The organism is Lactobacillus sp. B4026 (genome assembly GCF_026535825.1).
In the GTDB taxonomy this organism is placed as follows: Bacteria; Bacillota; Bacilli; order Lactobacillales; family Lactobacillaceae; genus Lactobacillus; species Lactobacillus panisapium.
This window is the reverse complement of the sequence record NZ_JAFNPD010000014.1, coordinates 1-17,783: the sequence shown is the minus strand read 5'-3', so window position 1 is coordinate 17,783 and position 17,783 is coordinate 1. Positions and strand designations below refer to the sequence as shown.

At 39.2% G+C, this 17,783-nt stretch carries 16 protein-coding genes; 9 read left to right on the top strand and 7 right to left on the bottom strand.

Annotated features, from left to right (window positions below; all coding sequences use genetic code 11):
• Positions 1-20 precede the first annotated feature (20 nt).
• From J3U69_RS09765 to J3U69_RS09755, 3 genes are all read right to left on the bottom strand, one after another.
• Entirely contained in the window at positions 21-2,057 is a 2,037-nt protein-coding gene (locus J3U69_RS09765; RefSeq protein ID WP_267413928.1) for a KUP/HAK/KT family potassium transporter, read from the bottom strand.
• Between the two features lie 113 nt (positions 2,058-2,170).
• On the bottom strand, positions 2,171-2,605 hold the full coding sequence (locus tag J3U69_RS09760; RefSeq protein ID WP_103753002.1) for a hypothetical protein: 435 nt from the start codon (positions 2,603-2,605) through the stop codon (positions 2,171-2,173).
• Between the two features lie 293 nt (positions 2,606-2,898).
• The gene (locus J3U69_RS09755) at positions 2,899-3,783 is read right to left on the bottom strand and encodes a hypothetical protein (protein WP_220232381.1); all 885 of its coding nucleotides are present in this window, start codon (positions 3,781-3,783) and stop codon (positions 2,899-2,901) included.
• A 213-nt stretch (positions 3,784-3,996) separates the two neighbouring features.
• Here J3U69_RS09755 and J3U69_RS09750 point away from each other — a divergent pair, with 213 nt between their 5' ends.
• From J3U69_RS09750 to J3U69_RS09715, 8 genes are all read left to right on the top strand, one after another.
• Positions 3,997-4,221 carry a DUF1659 domain-containing protein gene (locus J3U69_RS09750; RefSeq protein WP_220220240.1) on the top strand — a complete coding sequence of 75 codons (225 nt, stop codon included), beginning with the start codon at positions 3,997-3,999 and terminating at the stop codon, positions 4,219-4,221.
• 51 nt (positions 4,222-4,272) lie between these two features.
• Complete coding sequence (locus J3U69_RS09745) at positions 4,273-4,557, top strand: DUF2922 domain-containing protein (RefSeq protein ID WP_220234860.1); 285 nt, start codon at positions 4,273-4,275, stop codon at positions 4,555-4,557.
• A gap of 468 nt (positions 4,558-5,025) precedes the next feature.
• Entirely contained in the window at positions 5,026-6,966 is a 1,941-nt protein-coding gene (locus tag J3U69_RS09740; RefSeq protein ID WP_267413926.1) for an SLAP domain-containing protein, read from the top strand.
• Between the two features lie 129 nt (positions 6,967-7,095).
• Positions 7,096-7,932: a hypothetical protein gene (locus tag J3U69_RS09735; protein ID WP_267413924.1), complete on the top strand. Its 837-nt coding sequence runs from the start codon at positions 7,096-7,098 to the stop codon at positions 7,930-7,932.
• A 232-nt stretch (positions 7,933-8,164) separates the two neighbouring features.
• Positions 8,165-8,656 (top strand): sigma-70 family RNA polymerase sigma factor, encoded by a 492-nt coding sequence (locus J3U69_RS09730; protein ID WP_267413923.1) that lies wholly within the window; start codon positions 8,165-8,167, stop codon positions 8,654-8,656.
• A gap of 121 nt (positions 8,657-8,777) precedes the next feature.
• Entirely contained in the window at positions 8,778-10,004 is a 1,227-nt protein-coding gene (locus tag J3U69_RS09725) for an SLAP domain-containing protein (RefSeq protein WP_220220236.1), read from the top strand.
• Between the two features lie 40 nt (positions 10,005-10,044).
• Entirely contained in the window at positions 10,045-11,172 is a 1,128-nt protein-coding gene (locus tag J3U69_RS09720; protein WP_267413922.1) for an SLAP domain-containing protein, read from the top strand.
• Between the two features lie 149 nt (positions 11,173-11,321).
• Positions 11,322-13,151: a cation:proton antiporter family protein gene (locus J3U69_RS09715; RefSeq protein WP_267413921.1), complete on the top strand. Its 1,830-nt coding sequence runs from the start codon at positions 11,322-11,324 to the stop codon at positions 13,149-13,151.
• Positions 13,152-13,231: 80 nt separating this feature from the next.
• On the opposite strand, the gene J3U69_RS09710 is transcribed toward J3U69_RS09715, so the two are convergent.
• From J3U69_RS09710 to J3U69_RS09695, 4 genes are all read right to left on the bottom strand, one after another.
• On the bottom strand, positions 13,232-14,200 hold the full coding sequence (locus J3U69_RS09710) for a Gfo/Idh/MocA family protein (protein ID WP_267413919.1): 969 nt from the start codon (positions 14,198-14,200) through the stop codon (positions 13,232-13,234).
• Between the two features lie 28 nt (positions 14,201-14,228).
• Positions 14,229-15,020, bottom strand: coding sequence for a hypothetical protein (locus tag J3U69_RS09705; RefSeq protein WP_267413917.1), 792 nt, complete (start codon positions 15,018-15,020; stop codon positions 14,229-14,231).
• Positions 15,021-15,091: 71 nt separating this feature from the next.
• Complete coding sequence (locus J3U69_RS09700; RefSeq protein ID WP_267413916.1) at positions 15,092-15,874, bottom strand: DUF6612 family protein; 783 nt, start codon at positions 15,872-15,874, stop codon at positions 15,092-15,094.
• A 127-nt stretch (positions 15,875-16,001) separates the two neighbouring features.
• On the bottom strand, positions 16,002-16,805 hold the full coding sequence (locus J3U69_RS09695; protein ID WP_267413915.1) for a hypothetical protein: 804 nt from the start codon (positions 16,803-16,805) through the stop codon (positions 16,002-16,004).
• A gap of 157 nt (positions 16,806-16,962) precedes the next feature.
• Between J3U69_RS09695 and J3U69_RS09690 the strand changes: the two genes are divergently transcribed.
• On the top strand, positions 16,963-17,655 hold the full coding sequence (locus J3U69_RS09690) for a 2,3-diphosphoglycerate-dependent phosphoglycerate mutase (protein WP_103752988.1): 693 nt from the start codon (positions 16,963-16,965) through the stop codon (positions 17,653-17,655).
• Positions 17,656-17,783 lie beyond the last annotated feature (128 nt).

Here is a 17,783-nt window from a genome sequence, read left to right as displayed (position 1 = left end):
AATCTCTAGTCCTTTTCAATTTAATTATTATCAATTTCTTGATCTTTTAAATGAGAGTAGTCGCGTGGGGCAACTCGTCTAATATGTAGGTTTTTCTTTGGTCGACCCAGGATTAACGGTACTTGTTCGACTACCGTATCGGTGAATTCAAGGCCAAACCATGAGGCAGGGTTGGATGAAAGATTTTGCAGCCAAATGCGTGCCTTCAAAATCCATTTTTCAAAGCCCTTGAGTTTAGTGAGCGGACTAACAACTTCATTAACGATGACAAATGAGAAATCGCCTACTTTGCGTCCAGGAGTGGTTGTGTATTCTTGTGGCTGCGCCTCGATTGTACCGTCTTTAATCAGATCCTGCACAATCTGTCTTAAGTAGACGTTAACACTGGTTTGCTTTTTAAAACCTAAGAAAAGTTGAACGTTGATAACGTTTTTAGTGTCATAGGTGTTAACTGCATATTTGGCCGTAAATGGCTCGTTCGTAATGTTGACGGAAACGAACCAGTAAGCAGCTGCACGTTTTGGTCGTTTATCCAAAATTGAATAAAGAATTTCGCGCTTAATGAACTTATTGTACTTAACTTTCGCCATGTAGACTAAGTTAGTTGCATAAGTCGGGTAATCATCATCGTGACTCAGGTCTGTCAGCATGTCAGTATATTCATCTAACCGGACATAAGTGCTTGCTCCTTCATGCTTATCGCGAACCCGGTTACCAAAGTACCAGATAAACATAATAACACCGATAAAGCCTGCAATTAAGACGGTAACATAACCGCCGTGCATGAACTTGGTTAAGCTGGAGACAAGGAACATGCCTTCAATAAAGCCGAAAACTACTAAAAAGCACAGGCGCAATAATAGTGGTTTGTTTTTTGAACCCAGATACTCGAATAAGAGCAAAGTAGTCATCAGCATTGTGACCGTGATGGAAAGACCATAGGCCGCTTCCATATGTTCTGAGGTTCTGAAGAAGATAACAATAGCAATTGTTGCCACACAGATCATCTTGTTAACAGATGGAATATAAATCTGACCGTGCTCGGTTGTTGGATAATTAATTTTCATCCGTGGCAAAAACTTCAGACCGCTGGCTTCGGAAACAAGCGTGAATGAACCAGTGATTAAGGCTTGTGATGCAATGATTGCTGCAATTGTTGCCAAAATAATCGCGAATAACCGCAGACTAGTTGGAACAGCTTCAAAGAACGGATTGAGTTCAGTACCGTGAGCTTGGTAGTGCGGATTTTGTAAAATCCATACGCCTTGGCCAAGATAGTTTAATGACAGGCAAAGAAAAACATATGGCCATGAGCCACGAATATTGCCCTTGCCGACATGACCAACATCGGAATATAGGGCTTCGGCACCAGTTGTTGCCAGGAAAATAGAACCGAGGATAAAAATACCAGCCTTGTTAGCCGGGCTAAATAAAATCTTGATTGCCCAAACTGGGTTAAGAGCTTCAAGGATTGACCAGTCATTGGCCATATTCAAGACGCCGATTATCCCTAAGAAGGTGAACCAGACAAACATAATTGGTCCAAAAGCTTTTCCAATGCTGCTAGTTCCGAGCATCTGAATCGAAAATAGTACCAGCAAAATTGCGATTGTAATAATGATGACGGAATTTTGGTTGGGCACCGGGATGCTAGAACCAAAACGCATATTTTTCAACCCCTCGATTGAGGTCGTAACCGTCACGGCTGGGGTTAGCGTTCCGTCAGCCAGCAGTGCGGCTCCTCCGATTAATGCCGGCATTACCAGCCATTTAGCCCGTTTACGAACTAAAGCATACAGGGCGAAGATCCCGCCTTCACCACGGTTGGTTGCTCTTAACGCAATCAGCACGTACTTGACAGTCGTCAGCAATGTGACTGTCCAAAAAATTAAAGAAATTGAACCCAAAATCAATTCACGGTTAACGTTAGCTATTCCGCCATTACCGTTCACGATTGACTTCATTACGTAGAGTGGACTAGTTCCGATATCTCCGTAAACGATTCCGATCGTGATTAGCAGACCAGCTGCCGAAATCCGTTTCTTTTTCTGATTCATAGTAATCTCGTACTCCCATAGATTTATTAATATTTTAAAGTAAAAAAGAATGTCAATTGGCATTCTCTTTTAAGTATCTATTTTGTTCTTTTTTTAATAATAGTACAAGTAAATTATGATAAAGAAGTAGAAATATTATCACGCCGATCTTCATACCAGTTATCCCAGTCTTTGTATGAGGTCATCTTTTCAGGCTCAACTTTGTCCTGCTTAACAATCTCATCAACAATACTCTGGAAATTATTTGCATGGTATTGCAGAGCGTGTTTAACTAATTCTCTACGACCAAAATTAATGTTATCAATCACGTAGTGGTTAATGTCAACCATGTTTGAATTGACGTCATACATGTTCATGATTTCCAAGTCGCGTTGATTAAATTTAGCAATATAGAAGTCAGTGAAAACCTTCAAATAGTCTGGTTGTTCGTCAAATTCTTCATCGGGCATAGTTGTCCATTCAGCATCTGGCATGACAACCTTAAGGTCTTCATTTTCTTGTTCTTGTTCATTATCTTGCTCTTTGATATTATTTTCTTTTTCAGTCAAAGCAGACACTCCTTTAATAAAAATAGGAAACGTGAAAGTCAATAGTCATTTTACAGAGTTTAGGCTGTAAAAGCAACTATTGTAACGATTTGTACATAAATAGTAAATCTTTTTGCTCGTTTAGCTAGGAAAATTATAGCATCTTTTGTAGCACCAATTAAAGTGGGGGTGTTGTGTTCAAATAAAAATCGTCCAGCCAGTTATGGCAACGGACGATTTTTAAATTAAGCTATGTAAGTGCTAGTTAAAGCACCAACTTATTAATTTTTTGAGGAAAGCTACATGATTGGTGATTACGGTTTAAGGTAATCTGCGACATCAGATTTGGTAATCTTAGATGGTTTACTGCGACCAGATTTGCGGTAAAGGTCGATCAAATCTTGGGGACTAAACGACATCCCGTCATAACCAAGTTTAGTTACTCTTTTACGCAATTGGCTAATTTGATTGTTAGTAACCGTCTTGCCGTGAACTTTATGGTCGCCCACAGCACCTTCACCAGTCTTGCCGGCGTTACCAGTATCTTGATTTTGCTTTGCTGAGTTTGAGTTTGAACTTGAGCGATAACTTCTCGTTAAAGCACCAGCACCATTATCATTTTCATCGGCAAGCTTCTTATTCTTATCAACGCCCTTTTTAGCCTGCTTCTTGTATTTGGCATAGTATTGACCGTTGATGTAAGGCAAATCTAACACCTTTTGGTATTGGTCAATTGCCTGTAGATATTGCTTACCATCTTCAGCTTGCTTGGCATTATCAAAAATCGGCTTGATCTCGTTTTCGTAGTTGTCTTGCACGTCTTTAATAGTAGTTTTTAATTTGCGCCCCTGTTTAGTTAAGGTAGCGTAGCCATTATTTGCAGTAACTACATTATTGACGTTAGTCAGTGCATCATCGTACTTGCCATCTTTAGTTGCGCTAATTGCCGAAAGCATATTATCTGCTTGGCTCTTATAGGCTTTGGCCTGGGCAGTTTTCTTAATGCCAAGTGCTTTATCAAAGGCGCTGCTTGCCTTGGAATAATTCTTATCGGCAACTGCATCTTTACCTTGCTGCATTGCACTGTTGTATGAAGCATCAACTTGATTGCTATTGGATTTTTGGGTTGCGTAAAAGACGCCACCACCGATAGCAATAATTACTACTGCAACAATCGTCCAAATCGTAGATTTTTTCATAATCGGAATTTGTCCTCCTTATTAATATTCATACTAATTATAGATGGTTTAGGGTGTTTTGACTACTGATGCACGTTTTTAAGGCATTATAAACAACTTTTTTAGTAAATTTGTTACACTTTGGCGTTTCAATTCGTTAGTAATAGTGTAAGACATCTAGCGCGCGGATAGCTTACAGCAAGTTTTAGAGTTAACTAAGAAAGGCTACTGATAATGAGTTTCGAATTACTAGACCAATCAATCCAATATAGTTTTTACAATCCTAAATATGGTAAAGAAAAAACCAAGTCGCGAATTTTCCGCAATCTGAAAAAAGGTGCCTCTGCTGCGGGGCTTGCTAAGGTGGGGGATGCACTGGCAATCTTGCAAGGGGATGACCTAATAGCGGCAACACTGATTCAGAAACAAGCAATTCCATTAATTGAAGAAGGTAACTAAAGTCAGTCGAAGAGATATCTATATATAGGAAAGAAGAGGAAAATAGTTAAGATGGTAACCAGAACAAAGACCTTACAATTAGTATTTTTAAACGGCAAAGCTAAAAAGGTTAACTTAACCGTGCAAAATGCGGCAGATGACCTTGATTCAGAGACAGTTAAGACAGCAATGACGACAATTGCGCAAGCAGATGCTTTTGCAAAAGAGGGGGTGGATCTCTATCAGGTTCCTCAGTCTGCTTCATATGTTGAACGAGTTGTTACTAACTTGTTCGATAATTCTGCAGCTGAATCTAAGCAGTCTGCAGCTGGCGGAAGTATTAGAGCGAATCATTAGTAAAATTAAGCAGCTATTTAATTAGCATAAGCAAGTTTAATGAAAAGTCATCGCGAGGTGACTTTTTCTTTTTGTTATTATTTTGTAAAATTTTTGTTGTATAAAACAAGTTATTTGACTTTATTGAAGTTCAAAAGCCCCCAATTAATTGATGTATTAGCGTTTAGCAATCATGCAAAAAATTACATTTTTAACGCGAAGCTGTAAGCGTTTATTACAAAAGTGTGTAAAATAACTCCGCGCCTTGCAATTTGAGACAAAGGTAGGTACAATATGAAATGTGGTAAGTAATAGCTATGCTTCAGGTTCGATTGCCTGTACGCATGCGCGTTCTTCAGCCTGAAAGCTACCTCATAAGAGTTATAAACTTATGAATTCGGCTTGAAGGATGTTGTAACAATGTAGGCTCAATCCGACTGAACCTATAGCCTATTACTATTTTGTATATACACAAGGAGGAAAGACCACATGAAGAAAAATTTAAGAATTGTTAGTGCTGCTGCAGCTGCATTATTAGCCGTTGCTCCAGTTGCTGCAACTAGTGTTTCAACAGTATTTGCTGATGTCAATACTAGTGTTGCGGGTGGACCTGCTCAAAGTAGTACAGATAAAATCAATTGGGATTTGTCTATAACTAATGTAGCTGCTCTAAATGATGGGGACTCAGCTACTAAGGCTACTGCTACTTTAGCAACTCCAGTATTGCCTACTGATGCAAAAGTAACAGTTTCACAAGCTAAATTATACATGACTGCTGATGCATCTGGTGCTGCTAAGGGTGGCGCAGACATTACGATAAATCAAGCAACTGGTAAGCCATCTAGCATTCCTACTAGTAATGATCAAACGGTTTCAAAAGGTTGTAAATATGTTGCTTTAGCTTATGTTACGATTACTGGATTGAAGCCATCTACTGATTACTATATTAACGGTAGTTCAACTGCCACACCATCTGACAATACCGGTACTATTGCTAACTATGCAGTTAAGAGTGCGGAATTCACTATTTCAAATGCTGATTTAGCAGGTTCACCATATGTTACAGAAACTAATGATACTACTAAGACAGTTCTCACTTCAGGTTCATACGCTTTGACTCCTGCTGATTACAGTGTTTCTAAGCTCGCTAAAGCACTTGCTACACCTGCTAATGCTGTTGAAGATAGTACTACACATAAGAAGCCAGGTAAATATTCAGCAGGTGTGACAAAACCTAATGACACTACTACGGGTAATAATGCTACTGCTGACTTCGTTAACTCGGAAGCTGATGTCCGTGCTGCCCTTAAGGCTGCAGGAATTACTACTAAGGGATCAGACGAAACTTTTGACAAGCCAGCTGCACCATTTGTAGTTACTTTAAATGTACGTGCTACTAATGGTAAGACAACTGCTTTCCCTGTAACTGTTGATCCAAACGCTACAACTGCAGATGCAACTTATCCAGTAATTAATTACTTTAACAAGAATACAAAAGTTCCATTCCCTAAGATTTCTAACCCATCAGCAGCTACTGATGACAAGACTTCTTCACTGACTATTGATAACATTGATGATCTTACCTATACTGGGAATACAGATCCTATTACTTTCAATTATGTACCAGTTAATGGTGTAGTTGATACTGCCGCTATCAAGAGAGCATTTACTGCAACAGTAAATACTAACAATAGTGATAAATTAGCTGTTGATGTTGATGTTTCAAAAGTTAACACTAAGGTTGCTGGTAGATATCCAGTAGTTGTTTCTGCAACTAACGCTGACAAGAAGACTACTAAGATTACCTTTATGTTGACTGTTGGTGCTAAGGGTGCTTCTTACAAGACTGTTCAATCAGATGGTGACGTTCCAGTTTACAAGATTGAAGGTAACACTGTAACTGATACTAAGACTACTGTTAAGAACGGTGACCAAATTGCTATCTTTGGTGACGCAATCAAGGTTGGCGACAAGTCCTACACTCGTATTAACAGTGCTGACTCAAATCTTTACGTAGAAACTAAGTATGTTGACGGTTCATTCAAGCCTGCTGACAAGACTTCTAAGACTGTTATGCACAATGCTTACATCTACGACAAGGACCACAAGCGTGTTGGTACTAAGACTTTAGCAGCTTACACTAAGGTTGACGTTCTTGGCGCAACTACTAAGCTTGCTGATGGTAGCTTGGTATACCAAATTGGTGACAACCAATACGTAATGGCTGATAACATTGATGGTACTGTTCGTACATTATCTCACAATGCTTACGTATACAAGACCAGCAAGAAACGTGCTGACAGCCGTGTATTGCGCAAGGGTGCTAAGGTAACTACTTACGGCTCACCTTACACATTCAAGAATGGTAAGGCTTACTACCGTATCGGTGGCCCAAGCAAGCAATACGTTAAGGTTGCTAACTTTAACTAATTCTCATTAGTTAATTACAGGAAACGGAAACGACTATGTCGCTTCCGTTTTTTGTTTGCTTTTCTATGAAAGCGATAACTTTTAAGGTATAATCATATATATTAAAGCCAATAGAAAAGGAAACTAGCAATGAAAGAATGTGAGCATTATAACCTCCCGCAGGGACAAGAATACCATGTCTGGTCAAAAGCAATCTTGCGGCAGAAAGTGGGCCATGATCAGGTCTTAAATGATTATCTTGTCGAAGATGAGCATTATTCAATCAATCAAAAAACTTTGGCACTTTATGAGTTTCAGAAAAAACCTTTACTTGGAAAATATAAAAGCGTCATCTTTGATATTCAGGCTGGTATTATTCTCAGTTATAATAGCACCCGATCACTTTTCACTGCTTTTAGTAAGGAATGCTTATTAGCTGGGTTAGAATTTCAGCGGGAGTTTGCCCGTAAGATTAACCTGAAAAATCATAATACGATTGCAACGGGTCGGTTGGCTTACTTTTCTACTCGAAGCTACAATTCAGGCAATATTGATTGGGTTGCCTTACATCAGATGGTAGCTTTTCAACCACTTAACCTGTCGGCTGTTGCTTTTAAGACCGTTTCCTATGGTGATTCTGATTACATTTTTGCTTTTGACAATTGCAGTCGTTACATTCGTGAGCAAATTGTCAATGGCTTGTTTTATAATCATGCTCTCTATCAGCTCGCATCTGTTCATTTGGAACGTATTTTGGGTTGGCACGTGACGGCAACTAAAGGAAAGTCGTTAATTGATCAGCAAGAATACTTTCATCCTCACGAGCCATTGACTAACCTTTCCTTGAAACATATTTTGGCGAATTTACTAGATAAGAAACAACAACGTTATGGTCATTATTTGGCTAATTTTTATGAATTTCCTGAACTGGTTGAATCTCACCGTATTATTCGGCAAATAAGCCAGAGACCAGATACGCTTTATTAAGAAGAACCCGAATCTAAGTTGATTTGGGCTTTTTTTCATCTTTTTTTCAGCCATTACTCAGCTCTAGAATGCGCTTACATATAAATAAAAATAATTATATTAGTTTAATAAGTTCGCTATTATACTAACCCTGATGATCCCTTTTATTAGCTTTTTTATTTTGCGCCTAAATTGCTAATCTAAACATGCACAAGCGCTTGTGACACTCACAATAAAGGAAAAGGTCACAACAATGAAAATCAGTCAGCAAGCATTTATTGCAGCATGGGAAAATCAAAAATTAGTTAGAGGCGCCATTAAGTGTGCTCACGTCAGACAGGACTATACTAACTATGAAGACTTTCTGCAAGAAGGACTATTAATTTATGCGCAAATGCTAACCGAACAGGTTAATTTACCGCGTAAAGAGGTTGATCGCCTTAGCTTTCGGAAGGTTCTCTGGCATACGGTTGACTTATTGCGTCAAGATAAGCGACATAATGAACAACAGACAGGTCTCGTAACTAGACAAGAAATTAGTCAAATCAGTCATTGGGATAACCTAATTACGTTACAAAAAGAGGTTACCAAAATGTCAGCTTTAGAACAGCAGATTTTTGTGCAGCATTTACTATTGCAAAAACCAATTAGTCAGTTAGCTAGCGAGTTGAAGGTCAGCCGTGTTCAATTGCAGCGCGTTAAGAAGAGCCTTTTACAAAATCTGCGGGTAATTTTGGAACGTTAAATTACTACTTGTAACAAATGTCTGTCTATATTACTTTTTGACTACAAATAAACAGCATCTATTGTTTATCAGGCAATTGCTCGTTACAATAAAGATGTCGATTAAGGAGGAAATTATTTTTATGAAAAGAAGACTTATCACTGGTTTTTCAGCTGCAGTCCTTGCTGCATCGGCTGTTATTCCGGTTACCAACAACTTAATTGCCGCTTCGCCAGCGCGGGCTGAGAAAGTTTCAGCAGCGACAGTGAGTGAGACAACTTTTTTAAATACTGCTGTTAGCCAGGCGCAAAAAGTCGCTAAGAAGTATGGCTTGTACCCATCTGTGATGATTGCTCAGGCAATCGTTGAATCAAATTGGGGTCAATCAGGCTTAGCGGTTAATGCCAATAATCTCTTTGGCATGAAAGCTGATGATAAGTGGCCGGGCGCTGTTTATTCCGCTAAGACGCGTGAAGAAGATAAGAATGGCAAGAGCTACTACGTGGTTGCTAAATTTAGAAAGTACAACAATTACCAGGAGTCATTTGATGATAATGGTAATAAATTGCGTAACGGTGTTTCTTGGCAACCCGACCGTTATCAAGGTGCGTGGCTTGAGAATGCCGCTTCCTATACTGACGCAACTAAGGCCCTGACAGGTACCTACGCAACAGCTAATAATTACAATACAATTTTAAACACTAGAATAACCTCCAGCAATTTGACACAGTATGACCCGAAGATTTCCAACGCTTCGAAGTCTTATGTGGTTAAAAAATCAGGCGCAACTTATGCTTGGCCAACTGACCACTCAGTTTCTGCGAAGACTGACTCTGTTAACAAGGGCGATGCCGTCACTGTTACTAAGACAATTACCTTTTATAACGGCAGAAAACGGATGTACATTTCTGGTAAGGGCTGGGTTAACGACACTTTACTAGATGCAGGCAGTGCATTGCCACCAGCTTCACAGGCTCCTAAGGGCGATGAGAAAGTCAACAAGACTTTGATGCATAACTCATTTGTCTATAATGATAAAGGCAAGCGCGTCAAGGGTATGAAGGCTCTTAAGTCAGGTGACGAAGGAAAGGTAATTGCCACTTACGGCACCAAAACAATCAATGGTAAGAAATATTACCGTATTGGCGAAGATCAATATATTGCATGTGGCAATATTGATGGTACCTTTAGAACTTTGAAGAAGAATGCCTTTGTTTATAATGACTACGGCAACCGTGACAATAAGAAGGTCATGAAGAAGAATAAATCAGTAGCAACTTATGGTGCTGCGATTAACATTTATGGTAAGAAATATTACCGCATTGGCATTCACCAATACATTAAAAAAGCTAACTTTAAAGTTGAATAATAGTTTTTAACAAATAGAAATGAGGAATGAACGTTTAGCAATGAAGATCAAGAAACTAATAACTACTATTGCTATCGGAGTAGGTTTAGTTGCTCCTGTTGTTAATATTAATCAGCCGCGTGCAGTTGAGGCGGCTTCAATCAATTCAATTGCCAAGCAAAATAGCTATGTCGGCGAAACTTACTTGTATAAAATGCTGCAAACAGCCAATATTAGGTACAATAAATTTTATGCTAACGGCAACATTATTCGGTACAGAAAGGGTAAGCCAGAAGGAATCGTAATTCATGAGACCGCAACACCGAATGCTTCTGCTTACAATGAAGCCATTTACTTTAACCGTGAATGGATGAATATGTACTCATATGTCCACGCCTTTGTCGACAGCAAGCAAGTTATCCAAATGATGACGCCAAATTATGGTGTCTGGGGTGCTGGGGCTGTTGCCAACAACCGTTTTATTCAAATTGAACTATGTGAAGAAAACACGCGGGCAAATTTTGCTAAGAGTGTCAGCAATGATGCTATTTATGCTGCTAAATTGCTTCATCGTTATGGCATTACGCCGGTTAATGCTTCCAATACTGGGCAGGGAACGATCTGGTCACACCACGCCGTTTCACGCTTTTTAGGCGGAACCAATCATACTGATCCTGATGGTTATTTCGCTAAGTGGGGCTATTCCATGAATGACTTCTTTGCTTTATTGAAGTATTACTATAATTTGCAAGCAGGAGATACTGCAGCAGAGGCCCCGACTGATACTTCAGCTAGCGATTCAACCGCTGGTGACAATGTTTCGCAAGCACCAACAGGGAAGAAGACTTTGATGCACGATGCTTATGTTTACGATGAACAAGGCAATCGCACTAATGCGGAATTAAAGACTGCTGGAACGGACGTAACTGTTGCGCAAGAAAAGGTAATTAACGGCAGAAAGTACTTGCAGATTGGTGAAAATCAATATGTCGTTGCAAGTAACATTCTGGGTACTGAACGAGTACTGTCTCATAATGCTTATATTTATGACACTACCGGTCTTCGCGCTGATAATTCCAAGCTGCTGCGCGGTGCAAAAGTGCGGACTTATGGTGGCCGGGTTAACATCAACGGCTCCATGTATTACCCAATTAGCGCTATCCGCTTTGTTAAAGTAGCCAATTTCTAATTAAAATAGATTAAGTTCATGATCTTGGATCATGAACTTTTTTTATGCAAAAAAATAATGATCAGTCTAAGATAATGGTAGAAGCAGTGCTTTTAATTACAGGTGTTATCGAGTATAATCTTCACAGTATTTAAGGAGGGCAACTTTGCATGGCTCAGTTATCTTTATTTCTCGTTATCTTATTTGCGTTAATTGTGCCGCTGTTAATGGTCAAGTTAAGGGTTAACGCGGTGCCGACTGCAATTGCGGAAATTATCGTGGGGATCCTTTTAGGAGCTAGTGGCTTCAATGTGGTCGGAGTAACACATGATTTATCCTTTTTATCGAACCTAGGCGTGATTCTGTTAATCTTTTTGTCCGGAATGGAAATCGATTTTAACTTATTAAAACCACATAAGGGCAAAAAGAAAAATAAGCAAGCATTTAATCCGATGCGGATTGCGGTTGGCTCATTTTTAAGTATTAGCGTGGTGGCCGTCTTCTTAGGTTGGTTATTAAAGTGGTTTGGTTTATTTAATGATGTTGCACTGGCGGCAATTATTTTTATGACCATTGCTTTAGGCGTTGTGATTGCTACACTAAAGGAAAAGGATATTTTGCGCCGACCAATTGGGCAGACGATTTTGCTAACGGCAGTTTTAGGCGAAGTAATTCCTTTGATGCTATTAACCATTTATGCTGCTGTCAATGGCGGCAACACCAAACAGCTGTGGTTGATCATTCTACTGTTCATGGCTGCGATTGTTTTGCTCTGGCGTTCGAAACGGCTATACCTTTGGTTCAATGACGTTACTAAAAACACGACGCAGCTAGATATTCGACTGGCATTCTTTCTGATTTTTGCGCTTGTGACGGTGGCTGAAAAAGTGGGCGTGGAAAATATTTTGGGTGCTTTTTTGGCAGGGATAGTGATGAAATTGCTAGAGCCAAGTCATGAGACTAAAGATAAGCTAACATCAATCGGCTATGGTTTCTTTATTCCCATTTTCTTTATTATGACGGGAGTTAAGCTCAACTTACGGTCTCTTCTGGCGCATCCCCGGTCATTAACATTACTGCCCGTCTTAGTCGTCTTCTTGTTGATTGCCAAATTGCCGGTCGTTTTAATTTATGCTAAAAAGTTTGGCTATCGTAATGGGCTAGCTGGGGGTGTCCTAAGTGCAACGACAATTACGATTGTTTTGCCTACCTTGGCAGTAGCACGTAAGTTGCGGGTCATTACCTCGCTGCAATCTGATGTCTTTATTCTGGCAGCGGTTATTGTCTGCATCTTTTGTCCCGTAATCTTCAATGCGATTTTTAAATTGCAGCCTGAAGACCGGATTAAAGAAAAAGTTGTGCTTGTCGGGGCAACTGCTCTGACCGTACCAGTTTTACTTGATTTACATGATAAATGGTACTCGGTCAAGATGATGACTAGTGATGAGGAAGACTATAATCTGTATAAAAGCCGTGTTCCCAGTTTGGATTTATTACCCGAACTAACTGAAGCTAAACTAGAACAAAATGGTGCATTTAACGGCAATATTTTTGTTGCAGCATTAATGTCAGATAAGGAAAACTTGCGCTTAGCTAAATTAGCACGGCAAAAAGGCGACTTTAAGCGAATCATTGTTTGTCAGAAGCGAATGGCAAATGAGGAAGCGGCGCAATTGGCGGAAAAAGGAATCGAAATTTTTAATCTCGGCAATGTTAGTGCTGCTTTATTACGTGCATTGATTGAGTCACCTGCTGTTTACCGGGTTTTAACTGATACCAAGAATGCGCTATATTCAGTAGTAGTGCGCAATACTCATTATACGGGACGGCAATTAGCCGACTGGGATGTGGCACATGATATCACGGTCGATCGCATTCACCGCGGGCAAGAATGGCTTGTTCCGCATGGTTATTCAGTCATTGAAGAAGGCGATGAACTGATTTTTTCGGCCAAGTCGCAGGCAGCTGACCGGGTGCGCAAGGTAATCGGTCGCAAATAAATTAAAAAGCAAAAATAACCATCTTGAAAGCTTGCACGCTTCAAGGTGGTTATTTTACTTGGACATGTTAGTGTCAGTGTTTAGTTTTTAACTGATGCTTTAGCCTGGGCTAAAACATCCATTACTGCCATGCTGTGGTCATACAGTTTATTAGCTTCTGCCACATCATGATGGTCGATAATATCTACGAAAGCCGCAAATTCGCTGGCCATCCGGTGCTCGTATTGATTAAAGTTAAACTTATCGGTATCACCACCCCGATTGTCAACGGTGAAGTTAGCGAGTACACCAGTTGAACCATCAAAATAGATCGTTCCGTTTTCACCTTCAATAAAAGACCGCGGGTTAGTGTAGCAATCCTTAGAGGCAATTAGGGTAGCCTGCTTGTCGCTGTATGTCATCGCTAGAATACCAGATGTATCAATTCCTTTTTGCATTACCGGGTAATATTGAACCGCTTGGGGTTTGCCAAAAAGACCAACGGCTAAATGAATGTTGTAGATATTCAGATCCATTAATGTTCCGCCATCCTTAGCAGGATCAAAGACAGGGGCGATTTTGCCTTTTAAGAAGTCATCATAGCGGCTGGAATATTGGGTATAATTTAACGCAATAATATGAATTGGGGCAATTTTTTTAAGTGCCTTTTTGATCGCCTGGAAGTTGCCTAAATGAATATTGGTAATTGCTTCGACAATGATTACGTGGTGTTCATCAGCAATCTTTTTGAGTTCCTTAGCCTCAGCCACTGTTGACACGTAAGGCTTCTCACAAATGACATTTTTGCCATTCTCAATTGCTTGCTTAACCACTTCGTAGTGAAGCGAGTTAGGCACAGCTACGTACACGGTATCGACGTTGGGGTCGCGGAATAAAAGATTATTATCCGCAAAAACTTCTTTGATACCGTATTGTTTAGCTAGATCGCGTGCGATTGCCTGACTTCGTTTAGTAGTTGAAATTGCTGCTAATTCTAGGTTCTCAATCTTATCCGCTGTCGTTAAAAAGTCATGAACAATTTTGCCACTGCCGATAATCCCAAGTTTCATAATATTAGCTCCCACATGATAAAAATAATTACTTATTTGCGTCAACGTCAGCAGGTTTAGCTGCTTTCTTAACGTCATCTGGTACGGCCAAATTAGCGTATTCACCCAAATGGCTAACCTTAAACGTCATTTTGACTGTTGCCACTTTAATTATGACATATTTGGCGCTTGACTTCGAGTCAATCAGATGATCATCTTGTAGGCGATAGGTAGCGTAAATTGTGCCTAACTTAGTATGCTTGTTCAAGTATCTTAGTTCTTTTTTACTAAACTTCACGCCGCTAGCTGTGCGAGCTATTTTAAGTCCAGTTTTGTAAGCCTGCTTGCCGTTAAGCGCCGTTTTTAAAGTATAAGTATCATTTTTCTGACTGAATTTACCTTTTTGGAGTAATTGGTCAACGTTGATGGTCTTAGCAATGCTACTTGTCAATTGGTCATTTTGACTGCTATTGAGAGGCTGGTATTCCCATTGATCGCCAAGATATGTATAGAGGCGGTTTTCTTTTCCATCTGCCCAAACTTCAATTTTTTTCGACTTGCCAGCTTTAGCAGTCGGAGCATAACCACTCATGTGGGCTACATTTTGGTTGAAGCCACCTGTAAGGCTAAATGCTGTAACGTTAATCTTCTTACCCTTTTTTAGGTGGGGCTTGATAGATACCGTAAAATCAAGCTGACCGTTGGTCTGGTTATTTTGCTTAATGATGTCGATAGCCTGTTGTTTATCTAAGGCTGCCGCAACAGGTTTGGCTTGGGTAAGACCACCGGCCAATAAACTAAAGCTTAGTAAAACACTGGTAATAATTTTTTTAACTTTCATTTTGTTTCTCCTTATAAAAAACTGCTAAAGATTGCTTTTAAGGTCAAAACTTAGTTGCATATGCTAATAAGCTACTTGTCGGTTTTAACTGGGACAGCATTTTTAACATCATCTGGCAAAGCCAAATTACCGTATTCGTTAAAGTGACTAAAAGTTTCGCTGATCTTGATTGTCGGGCCCTTCTTAAGCTTAGCGGTGGTCTTGCTTTGTGCACTGACTACTTTTTGATCGGTTAAAGTAAAGTTTAGCTTGATCTTGCCAATCTTCACGTTCTTAGCGAAAGATTTGATATCTGTGTTTTTAATTTCGTTTTTCAAGATGACTTGCATAACTGGCTTGACATATTTTTGGCCATTAATCGAGCCGGTTAATTGGTAGACGCCCTTCTTATGTGTTAATTTACCGTTCTTCTCTAAATTTTTAAAAATTGACTTTGTTAGTTTGACAAGTGGCTTTTGCCCCGTAAGGTCATTAAGCAGCGTTTGATAATCATCTGGCACTGTTTCATATTCCCATTTATTCTTATTAAAGTTGTAAAGGCGGTTATTCTTACCGTCGACCCAGATACTTACCTTGTCTTTATGCTTACCATCTTTAATCGTTCCAGTTTCGTTTACTAGCTTGCTAGTATTGTTGAAATAGGCGTCAATCGTTACTGTTGCTTTGTCCTTTTTAAGTAAAGTGGTCGTGGTTGAATGCAATTTACCGCTGTCTTGCTTATTATTATTGTCTTTAATTATTGCGACTGCCTGCTTTTTGGTCATAGCGGCTGCGACCGGTTGAGCTTGACTTAGACCACCGGCAAATAGGGTAAAAGTCAGTAATATCGAAGAGATCATCTTTTTGGTTTTCATCGGAGTACTCCTTTTTTAATCTTACTTAATCTTATTTTAAGGACTATTTTACTCTATATTTAATTTTATTGTTTTAAGTTTTACTAAAAAAGCATTATTTCATAGTGAAATAATGCTTGGTACTTAATTATTTTTTCTTATTTGCTTTGGGTAAAGGCTTAGCATCTAGAGCGTTTGATGGCAATTTGAGAAAATCACGGCTGCCAATATTAGCATAGTTTTGACCGGCACTTAATCTCATCAGCTTACCAATCTTTAAGTTGACATTGTACTTGAAGGTAGCAAGTTTATTACCTTTAACTACGAGCTTAACGGTCATGTCTTGGAATTTACCTGCCTTAGCCAATTTATTGTAAATTTTCTGTTGTTGCTGGCTTTGGGTATTGGTTTGAAAAATAGGAGCAACGGCTGCTTTCATCACTTCTTTATCAGTAATCTTAGCTGTTAACGTGTAGGTTCTGCCGCTTCGCTTCATTTGATATGCGTTAATGAGCTTAGAAGGTGGATCCATTAACATTTCGTTATTAAGAATGGCATCAAGCAAGTCGGCATACGTGTGCCCAGTTGTTTTCGCAACTTCTGCTTTATACCAAGTACTTTGACCGTTGATATATAGATTTCCCGTGTTGCTGATCCACTCATCCATGCTGTGGGAATTCTTTTTGCTTTGATTATTTTCAGTCTGATAATTTAAATGAAAAACTGTTGGGTCGCCACCGAAAGTAAAGTTTGAAGCTACAACTTGACTGGAAGTGTCAGTTCTAAGGTTAACAACTTGCTTAGCTTGACCACTTTTAAAAGTTTTCTGAGCTTTTTTAATCACCTGGGTTTTGGTTAAAATAGGTTCAGCTTGCTTTTTTTGTTTAGAGCAACCACCGGAAATTAGTGCCGCTACAACGCCCATACTTAGCAATAATTTTTTAAATTTCATTTTGGTTAGATATTCACTTTCCTTATAGTCATAATATTATCTATTGTATCGTAAAATAAAGATTAAAAAAATGATTTTTAATCTTAAACCCTATGAAAACAAAATCTAAATGTGTAAAATAGTAAGTGAAGCTTTTAATTTGCAAAGGAGATATTTCATGTCGAAATTAGTTTTAATCCGTCACGGACAAAGTGAATGGAACCTTGAAAACAAGTTCACTGGTTGGATTGATGTTGACTTGTCAGAAAAAGGTGTTGAAGAAGCAAAGAATGCAGGTAAGTTAATTAAGGAACACGGTCTTAAATTTGACCAAGCTTATACCTCAGTTTTAACTCGTGCGATTAAGACTTTGCACTTCGCTTTGGAAGAAAGCGACCAACTCTGGGTTCCAGAAACTAAGTCTTGGAGATTAAATGAACGTCATTACGGTGGTTTGCAAGGTTTGAACAAGAAGGCAACTGCTGACAAATATGGTGACGAACAAGTTCACATTTGGCGTCGTTCATACGATGTTTTGCCACCAAAAATTGAAGATGATTCAGAATTTAGTCAAGTACATGACCGTCGTTATGCAGATCTTGACCCGAACATCATCCCACGGACAGAAAACCTTAAGGTTTGTCTTGAAAGAGTTATGCCATTCTGGGAAGATCACATTGCTCCAGACTTATTAGCTGGCAAGAATGTCATTATTGCTGCTCACGGTAACTCACTTCGTGCTTTAACCAAGTACATTGAAAACATTTCTGATGCTGACATCATGAACTTGGAAATGAAGACTGGTGAACCAGTGGTTTACACCTTCGATGAAAAATTAAACGTAACTAACAAAGAAAAGTTAGACGATTAATTTAAAGTTTAATAAATAAAATAAAAAAGTCATTTTAGAAGAAATGATATGAACCCCGAAGTTAGGACAACTTCGAGGTTTTTATTATGGCTAAATTATCCAAACAAGATAAAATTGAAATCTTCAAT